The sequence below is a fragment of the Candidatus Poriferisodalis sp. genome, from assembly GCF_965237655.1.
Classification (GTDB): domain Bacteria; phylum Actinomycetota; class Acidimicrobiia; order Acidimicrobiales; family Poriferisodalaceae; genus Poriferisodalis.
This window is the reverse complement of sequence record NZ_CBDEGB010000001.1, coordinates 973,811-985,249: the sequence shown is the minus strand read 5'-3', so window position 1 is coordinate 985,249 and position 11,439 is coordinate 973,811. Positions and strand designations below refer to the sequence as shown.

Here is an 11,439-nt window from a genome sequence, read left to right as displayed (position 1 = left end):
CTTTCCATGGAATGGACCGATGTCCTCAACCGGATCGCTGGGGGCGAGGACGGGCACACCGAATTCAAACCGAACTTCAAGGACAAGTCCAAAGTCGGCAAGACGATCTGCGCCTTTGCCAACACAAGGGGCGGACTCGTCGTGCTCGGGGTCAGTGATTCCCGGCAGATCATCGGCGTCGACGAAGACAGCGAGCAGGTGCAGGAGCGGCTGACGTCGTTTCTGCAGACTGGTTGCAGCTCCCCGGTCAATGCGCGTCTCAGTCGGCACCAGGACCCGAAGGGTTGGGTCCACTGGTTGGAAGTACCACGTCAACGCGGATATGAGCCTTTGCGCTACGACGGCCGTGTGTGGGTGCGCCGCGGTCGCAGCAGCGTGCAGCCTTCGCCGACTGAACTGCAGGAGCTTTACAACATCTTCGGTTACGTCCTGACGGAAGAACGGGCGATAGGTGCGGCGTCGAGCGCAGATATCGATCTCGAAGCCTTTCGGGCCTACCTGCGACAGCTAGGCATCGAGACCGAAGAGAGCCCTCAACCGCACACCGACGACGACCTGCGCAATCGAACAGTCGTTGTTGACATCGGCGGACAACTGCGACCGACTCTGTATGGCGTACTCGCATTCGGCAAGGAACCACAGCGCTATCCCCAAACCGCGAACTTTCGAATCGAGTGTGCTGCGTACGCCGGTACCGACCGGGCCTCCGTACCGCTCATAGTCGCCAGCGCCACCGGGCGGCTCGACGAGCAGTTGAGACGAGCATTGGCTTGGTTTCGATCGCTCGGACGCTTCGAGACATACAACGAATTCGTGCGGCGAGACCGGTACCTACTCCCGCCTGAAGCACTGCGGGAGGCTCTGACCAACGCGGTCGCCCATCGCGACTATGCCATTACCGGGTCCAAGGTTCAGTTCGATTTCTTCGCAGACCGAGCCGAGCTGACCAGCCCGGGCTCGCTGCCAAATCACATGACCACCGCCAGTGTTCGCGCTGGGGGGACGGCGCGTTCCCGAAATGAATCCATCGCCAATTACCTGCTCACCATGAAGTTCATGGAGCAGCGTGCACGTGGTTGGCCGCTCATGCGCGCCGCGATGCGCGAATTCAACGGCACCGAGCCCGAGATTGACCACAGCGCCGAGAGCAGGTACGTCCGGGTCACATTCCGACTCGGCGATGCGGACGACTGAGCGCGCCATCGTCCCTCGTCGAAGGAGGATCAGCTCGGGTCCCCGTTTGCGCTCACGTGGTGCCAGCGTGCCACGCGGCATCTGCGGTGACTGCTTCAGGACCTGAAACGCTTCGTCGGCAGGTGTGGGCCGATGTAGCCCACATGCACCTTGCCAGTGGTGCCACGCGTGTCATCGTGGAAGTAGAGCCGCGGTGCCAACGATCCGTTCGACAGCTTGAGATGAGCTTGCATCTCGAGGCGGCCCGACGTCGAACCAGGCACGCGAGTCGACACCGGAAACCGCCGGTGCTTGAGCAGTTCCGGCTGACGCATGACCTCCTTCGACTCCTTCATCGCGAGCTTCTTTCCACTGGGGGGCCACTTGCGCGGATTCTTGGTGCGAATGCACCATTCCCGGAAATCACCCGCTGCGTCGTCGGAGTGGGCGTACGCCTCGAGTGCCAAGAGCCCGTCGAGCGCACTTCGAGCCCAGGTACGTGACTCCAACGCGCTGTCGAGCTTCTCCAAACGCTGCTCGACCCCTGCAGGTATTTCCACCTTGCGCAGGTTCTCCCGAGCCGATGCGATCGCGTCGCGTACCGATGTCGGTTGGCGGTACGCGCGCTTGGACGCGTCGAGCGGGGGCGACATGGCTGCATCTCCCGCCGCCACCAACTCACCGACCTTCCTGTCCACGATCGCGTTGAGCTTGGACACCTCGTCGCGCGACTCGTCCAAGAGCAGCTGCAACTGCTCGATGCGTTCTTGTGCCCCCTCGAGTTCCTCGAGCACGCCATACAGCTGATCGGACTGTTCGTCCCGCTCGGCCCGTGCAGCCGCTCGCTCTGTACGAGCCTGATACAGCGCATCCCATACCGCCTCCACCTCGACTTCGAGTGCTGCGGCTCGCTCGGCAGCGTCGAAGTCGGGCGGCGGCTCGTACCGCTCGCGGCGATCACCCAGCAATTGGCGGGAACGGCGGTACAGGTCAGGAGGTTCGCGTTCGACAAGCATGGTCTGCAGCAAGCGACCGAACCAGCGACCCGTCTCATCGGTGCCGCTTCGAACGAACTCGGGTGCGAGGGTGCGATGCCGGTGCGGTTCATGCTCGCCAGGCAGGTACAGACGCGCCTCCCCCGGGGTCACGTACCACTCCTCTCCCATGACGACCTGGAATGCATTGAGGCTCTGAGCGGGGAGCACGAAGACTCTCGCGAGGCCGGCGAGCTGCTGCGCCGTCACACGGGCGACATCTACATCCTTCGCCGGGCTTCCCAGCGGGTCGTACGCAATCACGACATAGGGAAGGCGCCGGGCAGGATCACGGATCCTGTCAGCGAACGGCACCATGAAATCGCGCCGAGGCTCCGCCCAATCGGCTGACGTTCGGAGCAGCTCGTTCCCGAGTCGCGGCCGCCCACCGCCTCGCTCAGCCTCGTCGAGCAGTGTGCACACGAGATTCTGTACGCCAGTACCGCTCATGGTGCCATGGCGGTCTCCGGGCATCTCCACGTCGACCCAGATCCAGCTGTCCGAGCCATTCGTCAACACCCGCATGACGACCAGCGACGATCCCTCGAGAATGTGTTGATCGAGCTCGAGCAACGTCTCCGACACGCCACCATGGGCTGCCGTTTCTCGGCGCAGATTTACCCTCGTGTCGCTTGCACCGTTACCGTCGCCTCCGGTCGACGGTTGGGACTGCTGTCGTTCCTGTGAAGGTGACGTCGCTTCGGGAGACGTGTGGTCACCGCCGCCGAGTTGGGGATGCAGGGATCTCGCCCAAGCTCGAAATGAGCGAGCGGCGAGTTCGTGCAGGCCGGGTCGATCGTCGTTCCACATCGCCCGGTACACCACCGGCGTCGCAGTGGGCCGTATCTGGGCGGTACTCATGGGGCAACCTCGGACGAGCCGACGACCAATGTTGCCGCCAAGCCGCTCTGCGCTGGAGCCTGCGAGTCCGGGACGCCGCAGCGGGCACCTCCGGTCAGCATCACTAGCTCTGTTCGTAGATGGGCGTGATGAAGGCGCGGCCCAGCGTCGTGCCGAACATGTTGAAACCGCAGATCGCCGGCGAGACGCTCGTGTCGATCGGCAGTGAGGGCACGCTCAACGCGTGGACCGCGAACATGTAGCGGTGAGGGCCATGACCCGGAGGCGGCGCGGAGCCCAGGTAGCCATACATCCCGGCGTCGTTGCACAGCTGCTGGGCGCCTTCGGGCAATCCGCTGCCTTCCGCCTCACCGGCACCTGAAGCGAGCTCGGTGCACGACATAGGAATGTCGAACACCACCCAGTGCCAGAACCCGCTTCCGGTCGGCGCATCGGGATCGAAGCACGTGACCGCGTAGCTCTGCGTGCCCTCAGGCGCTCCCGACCACGCCAAGTGCGGGGACCGGTCTTCGCCGCCGGCACCGAAGATGCCCGAAACCTGCGGCATCGGCAGCATCTGTCCCTCTGCTACGTCGTCGCTTCGTACCTCGAACGATGCAACCGCAGGAAGAAAGTCGTAAGGACTCGGAGGTTGTGACATGGCAGACGCCTTTCTGTTGCTCATTGATTCGATCATCGTGGGGCACAGGGTGCGTTCGGCGATCGGGCCGTTGCAGCTGGCCCGGAACCGTCCGCACGGCCGCGCTTGACACTATTCGTTTGGAATTCAGTCGCTGCACGTTGCGAGAGGGCGCTGCATTGCCGCGATCCACCGCGAAAATCGCGCGCGGGATGGAACCCGTGTGGTGGGCCGGTTCATGCCCCTATGCAGCACCTTCACCGATGTCGCGGGCAACGAATTGGCACGCGCTCACCGTTTTGCACTAGACAGGCCACGTGTTCACCGCTCGGGGTGTAAACCCCGGGCTGCACATCACACAACCCAAACTGACAGACCAAGGACCGGCCCGCTTCTGCGGGCCGGTCTTTGTCGTGGACCCAGTCACCTCGAAGTCGACGAGAGACAGGGCGGCACACTTTGGGGGGCATGCCGCAAGCGGTTGCAGTCACGCGGCAGACTGACGGGCATCAGAACATCGCCCCCAAGTCGCGGCTCATCCGGCACCGACGCCGGCGTCGGCCAGCACTGTGCATTCAACAACTGGAGGTGGTCGTGAAGCGCCGCAGCCCCGCATCCGTCCCAGGCACGCTGCAGCGCTGGTGGGCGGATGCCGTCGGCTACCAGGTGTACCTGCGTTCGTTCGCCGATTCTGACAACGATGGCGTGGGCGACCTTGGCGGGGTGATCGAGAAGCTGGATTACTTGAAGCGCCTCGGCGTGGACTTTGTCTGGCTCACGCCGTTCTACCCGTCGCCGGGGGACGACTGGGGATACGACGTGGCCAACTACCGCGACGTGGATCCGCTCTTCGGCGATCTGGGAAAGTTCGACCAGTTGGTGGCGGAAGCGCACGACCGCGACATCCGCATCGTCACCGATCTGGTGCCGAATCACACCAGCAGCAGCCATCGCTGGTTCCAGGCGGCGCTCGGCAACTCGGGCGCAGCAGAGCGCGAGCGCTACCGCGACTACTACATCTGGCGCGACCCGGCGCACGGCGGCGGCCCGCCCAACAACTGGGTGGGCTACTTCGGTGGCCCGGCATGGACCCTTGAACCCGACTCGGGCCAGTACTACTTGCACCTGTTCCTGCCGTCGCAGCCCGATCTGAGTTGGCGCAATCCAGCCGTCGCATCCGAGTGGGACGACATTCTGCGGTTCTGGCTGGATCGCGGCGTCGACGGTTTCCGGGTCGACGTGGCCGGTGGCTTGGTCAAGGACGTGCAACTGCGATCCAATCCGCAACTACAACCCATTCCGCCACAGGCGTCACGCTGGGAACAATGGGACTGTTTCGAGCACCGCCACGATGTCTTCCAACCGGAGAGCCAGGACGTCTTCCGACGCTGGCGCGCCATTTGCGATCGGTATGGGGCGTTCCTGCACGGTGAGACCTACCACCTCGACCCGGGGGGCATGGACGGCTTGTTGCCGCCCGACGGCATGCACAGCGGCTACTGGTTTGCACCAATGCACATTGAGTGGGCGCCGAAGGCAATCCGCGAGGCGCTCCAAGCCCCGTCCGACAACTTGGCCAGTCGGCTGCTGTGGGCTACGAGCAGCCATGACATGCCACGCGCACCGACACGTTTCGCGCCACCCGACACCGCCGACCGACCGGCAGGAACTCGAGACGACTGGGGTGCTGCGCGCACGCTCGTCTTCAACGTGCTGACGGCCTTCCTGCCCGGCACTTTCGTGCTGTACCAGGGAGAAGAACTCGGTCTGGCCGATGGTGAGGTTGCCGCGGCGGACAAGCTCGACCCCATCGGCCCCGACGGCGACGTGACCGCCGGTCGTGACGGCTGCCGCACGCCGATGCCCTGGGGTACCGGCCCCTACAACGGTTTTTCCGGCGTCGAACCGTGGCTGCGTGCGGCGGACCGTCCTCATCGCGAGTCAGCCGCGGCGCAGGCGGGCGATGAGCGATCGTGGCTGCGGGCTTATCAGGGGCTGCTGGAGGTGGAGCGGCGAGCGCGGCCAGGCTTCGCAGAGAACAGTGCCGCTGTCGAGTGGAGCGACAACGGCAGTGGACCCATCATCTCGTATCGCCGGGGCCGCATTGCTGTCGCTGCGAACGTCGGTGAGACCGCTCACGAGGTGCAGGCTCCCGCCGCTGCGACGGAGTTGTATGACTCCGCTGCGGCGTGCCAGCACCCACATGCCGACGTTCCCGGTCCATGCGCTGGCGACTCATCGAGCGGTACGCGCCTGCTCGCACCAGCGAGCGCCGTGGTGTGGGAGACATGAGCGCAGACCACCACCCGGACACCGGCAGCGAGCAACGGCCCAACGGCAGTCCGACGATCCGCATCGGCGACGTCGCTCGAGCCGCGGGAGTATCCACCGCCACAGTCAGCCGCGCGCTGCGAGGTCTGCAGCATGTCGCGCCAGCCACACGGCAGCGGGTGCTCACCGTCGCAGCCGAACTCGACTATCGGCCCAATCTGCCGGCGGCCCGGCTGGCTGCAGGTACAACCGACACGATTGCCGTGGCGGTGCCAGACCCTGCCACTTGGTTTAATGCGACGATCGTGGGCGCTCTGGGCCGCGAGACGGCCTCCGCGGGGTACGACTTGCTGCTGTCAGGCGTCGCAAGCGGGAATGAAAGGCGACGCTTCATCGAGCTGAACGGTGTGGGATCGGGCCGCAGCGATGCGGTGGTGCTCATCGACGTCGCCCTGGACGAGACGGTTGCGGATGCATTCGTCGCGCAGGGCGGGTGCGCCGTCAGCGTCGGCCTCAGGACTCCGGCGCTCAGCTCGGTGACGGTGGACAACGTGGAAGTCGGCTTTTCTGCCACCCAGATCCTTCTCCACCACGGGCACCGGCACATCGGACTGCTCAGCCTTGACAGCGGCGACTCGCTGAACTTCGCCATACCCAGCCATCGGGCCGAGGGCTACGCCCGGGCGCATGCCGAGGCAGGACTGACGCCAAACCCGGCGCTGACCGTATCGACGAACAACAGCTGGACCCAAGCGCGTCGGGCCGCCCATGTGCTGCTGAGCTCTGCCGGACGGCCGAGCGCAATCTTCGCCATGTGCGACGAACAGGCCTTCGGTGCGATGCTCGCAGCACGCGATCTCGATCTGCGCATTCCCGAAGATGTGTCACTCGTGGGCGTCGACGACCACGATCAGAGCCGCCTCGTGGGCTTGACCACCGTTCGACAGCACGTCGCCGAGCAGGGAACTGCCGCCGCGGAACTCGTGCTGCGAATGCTCGGATCGAGCACTGCACCGCCGCAGCATGTGCAACTCCGTACCGAGCTGATCGTCCGTGACTCGGTGGGGCCGCCGCGCCCCGGCTGAGCATGGACCCAAATGCCCCGTGGTACACCGCCAGTGCGGTGCAGCCGGTGCTACGGCATGGCCACGGCCGTCTTGCGCGTTGAGCCGTCGCGCTATGCTTCGGCCACGGTGACTGCAAGCGCTTGCAACATGGACAGGCTCATCGTCTTGCGACCCTTCAGGGAGGAACACGCATGAAAGATCACAACACCAAACCGACCCGGCGCCGCGGAGCGCGGCTCTGGGCGATCGCACTGGCATTTGGGCTCATTGCAGCGGCGTGCGGCAGCGATGACGACGGCGCCGACGAAGCCGCCGCTCCCACCGCGGCGCCTGCGGTCACGACAGCCGCGCCGACGACCACCGAAGCGGACCCGCTCGCGGGCACCAAGGTGACGGTCTACGGCCCCGAGTCGAGCGATGAAGAGGCCGGTGCATTGCAGGACGCTCTTGACGTCTTCGCTGCCGAGTCGGGCATCGAGATCGTCTACACCGGCGCCCGCGACTTCTCCGACCAGATCAACGCTCAGGCAGCCGGCGGCAACCCGCCGGACATTGCGGTCTTCCCGCAGCCGGGCAAGGTCGGCGACTTCGCTGCAGAGAACTACATCCTGGCCGTACCCGACGACGTGAAGGCCGCGGTCGCGGCCCAGTGGCCTGCGGGCTCGCTGGACACCGTCACCTTTGGCGGCACCCTCTACGGCGTCCCCAATAAGACCGACCTGAAATCGATCGTCTGGTACAACACCTCGATCTTCTCCAGCGGCGGCTACTCCGTGCCTGAGTCGTTCCTGGAGCTGGGCGCCCTGTCGTTCCAGATGATCGTCGACGGCGTCACGCCGTGGTGCGTCGGCATCGAGTCCGGTCCCGCGACCGGCTGGGCCTTCACCGACTGGATGGAAGACCTCGTGCTGCGCATCGAGGACGAGAACGTCTACGACCAGTGGGTCGCCGGCGAGGTCGGATTTGCCGACCCGCGCATCGTGGGAGTCGCTGAGACCGTGCTCGAACTGTGGAACGCGCCGGGAGCGGTGTACGCCGCCGGCGGTTCGATCGCTGCGACGCCGTTCGGCGACAACGGCGAGCCGCTGGTTGCCGGTGACTGCGCCATGCACCGTCAGGCATCGTTCTTCGCGGCATTCCTGCCTGAAGGCACCAGCGTCGGCCCAGGCCAGGACGTGGACGTGTTCTACTTCCCGGCTGTCGCAGCCAAGGGCAACCGTCCGGTTCTGACTGCAGGCACCTACGTCTCGGCTTTCCGTGACGCTCCTGAGGTGTGGGCTGTAATGGAGTTCTTCGGCAGCGCCGAGTACGCCAACGCCCGCCAGGCTGCGCAGTCAGCTCGAAAGGGCGGCGGCCAGTCCGGCTTCCTGTCGGCGAATCTCGATCAGGATCTCGGCGTCTACAACGACCTCGAGCAATCGTTCGTGTCGATCCTGCAGACGGCCAGCCCGGCCCGGTTCGACGGCTCCGACCTCATGCCGGCAGCTGTCGGCGCAGGCACCTTCTGGTCGGAGGGCACCAGCGCGGTCAACGGTGACAAGTCGATCGCCGAGGCCTTCGCTGCCATTGACGCTTCCTGGCCCCAATAGCCAGCACTGCCGGCTGCCGCTTCGCCCGCTGCTGCGGGCGAGATCAGGCGCAACAACAACCAGACAACGGACCGGAGGCCGGCCCGCACCAGCGGGCCGGCCTCTGCCGTTGCCAACAAAGTCACGAGCTTCCGCAGGCGCGACCCGGTTGCGCGGGAAGGCAAAACCCCAGCTAACACACCTGCAAGACTGCGCCGGTGGACGCTCTGGGAGGTGCGCTGGCGAGCGTCGTCATCGCCATCGCAGCCAGCGCTGCGTTGTTCGTCGGAGCGAGCAGGCTGTTCGACCTCGCCGTCGATCGCTGGCGCAGCTTCCTCACCGTTTCTGGCGCTCTCATTGGCGTCGTTGTGGGCGCGGTGCTCGCCGGCAATCACGTGTTCGGCGGGTTGTCGTTGCTGTCGGCCGAGGCGTCCACAACATTTTGGCTATGGGCCGTGGTGGGAAGCGCGATTTGGCAGTGGGCCGTAGTAGGCGCCTTAGCCGGCGGTGCTGCAGGCGCCGTGATCGGCTCGCTTGGTGCGCCGTCGCGCGCCAGCCGAGAACGCCTCACCGAGCGTGGGCGCATCGTCACGTTCTTGGGCCCGGCAGTGCTGTTTGTGGCCCTCGGACTGGTGATCCCGCTGATCCGAACCATCTACTTGTCGGTATTCGACGAGCGCACGGTCGAATGGGTCGGCCTGGCCAACTACGGCGAGATCCTGACCAACGAGAAGAGCATCGACCTGAGCGGCTGGGCCGACATCTTCACAAGCCGCTTGTTCTTCGCCGCCGCCGTGCTGGTCGCAGTCGGCCTGCTGATCGGCATGATCGCCGGGCGCCGTCGTGGCAGGGTGCTCGAACCGTTGCCGTCAGTGATCGGCCCGATCGGCATCGGGCTGTTCGTGCTCTCATTCGCCGTGCTCTCGACGCTGCGCGGCACGGTGATGAACAACCTGTGGTGGGTGGTGGTAGTCACGGCGCTCTCGACGGGACTTGGCCTCGCCGCGGCTGTGCTGGCCGACCGGGTCCGGTGGGAGTCGGTAGCGAAGAGCCTCATCTTCTTGCCGATGGCCATCTCGTTTGTCGGCGCAGGCATCATCTGGCGTTTCATGTACATCGCGCGGCCACCGCAGAAGCCCCAAACGGGTGTGCTGAATGCCATCTGGGCCGGGCTGGGCAGCTTGCGACCGCGCACGACGGGTTCATGGGTGGCCGTTGCCCTCCTCGGCGCTGTCACGGTGGCGCTTGCGGGTCTGTGTGCTTTCGGATTGCGGCGGCGGCAGATCGGACTCGCCGTCGGAGCCGCCGTGAGCGCCGTGCCGGTGCTGTGGCTGATCTACCGCTTCTTGGGCCCGGGCGTCGGCGGTTCAGTGCCGGGTCCCAACGGCGAGCACATCGCCGGAACCATTCTGTTCCTGCAGGAAGCCCCCTTCAACAATGTCTGGCTCATGGTGGTGCTCGTGTGGATCCAGACCGGGTTCGCCATGGTCATCCTGTCCGCCGCCATCAAGGCCGTGCCTTCCGAATTGCTCGAAGCTGCACGGGTGGACGGCGCCACCGAGCGGCAGACCTTCTGGCACGTGACGATGCCGACCATCGTGCCCACCATCACCGTCGTCGCTACCACCCTCATCGTGCTGGTCATGAAGGTGTACGACATCGTGAAGGTGATGACTGCGGGCAACTTCGGCACACAGGTCATCGCAAACGAGATGTGGCAGCGCGCCTTCACCGAGCTGAACTTCGGGCTCGGCTCTGCCCTGGCGGTAGTGCTGTTCCTGGCGGTTGTGCCTGCGATGGCCTTCAACATCCGCCGCATGCAGCGAGCGGACGCATGAGCGTCACGACCCCCGAGCACAGCACCGGGCCGGTGGATCGCGCCGGCAAGCTCGTCTACGGCATGTTGCGCCGCATCCCGTCGTGGCTGCTGTTTGTGCTCGTCATCGCGTGGAGCGTCCCCGCCGGCAGCCTGCTGCTGAATTCGTTCCGCACCCGTGACGCGCAGCGAGGGAGCGGATGGTGGGTGTCGTTCACCGAGGGCGGCTGGACGTTCGCCAACTACACCGAAGTGCTGGGCACCGATCAGACAGGCGGGCTCGCGCGGGCGTTGGTGAACTCGTTCGCAATCGCCATTCCGGCCACGGTGATCCCGGTGGCGATCGCAGCGATGGCGGCCTATGCCTTCGCCTGGATCCCGTTCAAGGGCCGCGAATGGCTGTTCATCGGCTTCGTTTCGCTGCTGGCGCTGCCGAACCAAGTTGCGCTGCTTCCGCTGCTGCAGCTGTACGCGGGCGGCGCGCACTGGACCCTGCCAGGTACGGAGTTCGTACTCACATTGCTGCCCGATCTCGATCTTGCCGGCACTGCCGCGGCCGTCTGGCTCACCCACACCGCGTTCGCCATGCCATTCGCCGTGTTCCTACTGCACAACTACATCTCGTCGCTGCCCGGCGAGCTGTTCGAAGCAGCGCGCATCGACGGCGCCGGACACGTCACGATCTTCTGGCGGCTCGTGGTGCCGCTGTCGGTGCCCGCGCTGGCGGCGTTCACCATCTTCCAATTCCTGTGGACCTGGAACGACTACCTGGTGGCCATCACGATGATCGGAGCCAACGGGGAGGCGTGGCCCGCAACCATCCGCATCGCTTCGCTGGCCGGTGAATTCGGGCTGCGGGAGCATGTGCTGTCTGCCGGCGCGTTCATCCAAGCAGGAGTGCCGTTGCTGGTGTTCTTCGGCCTGCAACGGTTCTTCGTGCGGGGTCTGCTGGCAGGTTCGGTGAAGTCCTGAGCTGCGCCACGGCCTTCCTCCAACGACGCGACGAGAGTTCAGCGCACGCAGTCGGGAT

8 protein-coding genes are annotated in these 11,439 nt (G+C 65.4%); 6 read left to right on the top strand and 2 right to left on the bottom strand.

Annotation, left to right across the window (positions count from 1 at the left end; genetic code table 11):
• Positions 1 to 6 precede the first annotated feature (6 nt).
• A complete protein-coding gene (locus tag ACPXYO_RS04790) occupies positions 7 to 1,194 on the top strand; it encodes an RNA-binding domain-containing protein (RefSeq protein WP_423917085.1) in 1,188 nt (395 codons plus the stop codon).
• Positions 1,195 to 1,289: 95 nt separating this feature from the next.
• Here the strand turns inward: ACPXYO_RS04790 and ACPXYO_RS04785 are convergent, their stop codons facing one another.
• Together ACPXYO_RS04785 and ACPXYO_RS04780 are read right to left on the bottom strand one after the other, a co-directional pair.
• On the bottom strand, positions 1,290 to 3,068 hold the full coding sequence (locus ACPXYO_RS04785) for a hypothetical protein (protein ID WP_423917083.1): 1,779 nt from the start codon (positions 3,066 to 3,068) through the stop codon (positions 1,290 to 1,292).
• A gap of 103 nt (positions 3,069 to 3,171) precedes the next feature.
• Entirely contained in the window at positions 3,172 to 3,708 is a 537-nt protein-coding gene (locus ACPXYO_RS04780) for a YbhB/YbcL family Raf kinase inhibitor-like protein (RefSeq protein ID WP_423917081.1), read from the bottom strand.
• A gap of 447 nt (positions 3,709 to 4,155) precedes the next feature.
• On the opposite strand from ACPXYO_RS04780, the gene ACPXYO_RS04775 reads away from it, so the two are divergent.
• From ACPXYO_RS04775 to ACPXYO_RS04755, 5 genes are all read left to right on the top strand, one after another.
• On the top strand, positions 4,156 to 5,979 hold the full coding sequence (locus ACPXYO_RS04775; RefSeq protein WP_423917079.1) for an alpha-amylase family glycosyl hydrolase: 1,824 nt from the start codon (positions 4,156 to 4,158) through the stop codon (positions 5,977 to 5,979).
• Complete coding sequence (locus ACPXYO_RS04770) at positions 5,976 to 7,043, top strand: LacI family DNA-binding transcriptional regulator (protein ID WP_423917077.1); 1,068 nt, start codon at positions 5,976 to 5,978, stop codon at positions 7,041 to 7,043. Before ACPXYO_RS04775 ends, ACPXYO_RS04770 begins: the two co-directional genes overlap by 4 nt.
• Before the next feature lie 173 nt (positions 7,044 to 7,216).
• Entirely contained in the window at positions 7,217 to 8,614 is a 1,398-nt protein-coding gene (locus ACPXYO_RS04765; protein ID WP_423917076.1) for an ABC transporter substrate-binding protein, read from the top strand.
• A gap of 197 nt (positions 8,615 to 8,811) precedes the next feature.
• Positions 8,812 to 10,431 carry a carbohydrate ABC transporter permease gene (locus ACPXYO_RS04760; protein WP_423917074.1) on the top strand — a complete coding sequence of 540 codons (1,620 nt, stop codon included), beginning with the start codon at positions 8,812 to 8,814 and terminating at the stop codon, positions 10,429 to 10,431.
• Positions 10,428 to 11,381: a carbohydrate ABC transporter permease gene (locus tag ACPXYO_RS04755; protein ID WP_420622708.1), complete on the top strand. Its 954-nt coding sequence runs from the start codon at positions 10,428 to 10,430 to the stop codon at positions 11,379 to 11,381. The genes ACPXYO_RS04760 and ACPXYO_RS04755 overlap by 4 nt, the downstream gene beginning before the upstream one ends.
• Positions 11,382 to 11,439: the final 58 nt, after the last annotated feature.